Below are 518 nucleotides of genomic sequence, written 5' to 3'. Positions count from 1 at the left end.
CCTACGATCCTGCAGACTTATTGCAATTTTCGAGCAATAAATCCGAAGTCAGTTTTCTCAAACTTCGAGAAGCCAAGATCAAGGAAGGCTTTCTTTTTCGATTTCGCTAAGGTCAGTCCAAACACTAGCAACGTATCGTAAGGGTCATCCTGCGAATGCGCATTGTGATGCTCGTCTAGTGTATAGATGATCCGATCTGTCAAATCAGTTTTTGACTCACCTTTTTTGGATGGAAAAGTGGTGATTACATTTCCTGACCTTTGCCGCAACTCGTCAATAAATGCAGCATTTCTCTGCGTCTCAACGATCCAAATTGGCATTCCCTTGATGAGGGATTTAATCGTTTCTGCGACCTTTTCATTCAATACCAATGCAACCTGTTTATTCATACCGCACCTCTCATTTTGCCTGACACGTATTTGGCTTACGTCCAGGAGGCCAAGGTGATATCGGCCAGCCGCCATCTCGTTTTCCATTGTTCCAGTTATGACCATGAGGAGAACCTTGCCCATGATCAT

General features: G+C 44.0%; 1 protein-coding gene. It reads right to left on the bottom strand.

Annotated features, from left to right (window positions below):
• Positions 1-17: 17 nt before the first annotated feature.
• Positions 18-518: hypothetical protein (locus JK635_RS29445; RefSeq protein WP_235888368.1), on the bottom strand; the 501-nt coding region annotated here is incomplete at its 5' end.

The sequence above is a fragment of the Neobacillus paridis genome, assembly GCF_016765675.1.
GTDB classification, from domain to species: Bacteria; Bacillota; Bacilli; order Bacillales; family Cytobacillaceae; genus Neobacillus; species Neobacillus paridis.
Note: the sequence above shows the minus strand (reverse complement) of the source record. Positions and strands in the feature narration are given on the sequence as shown.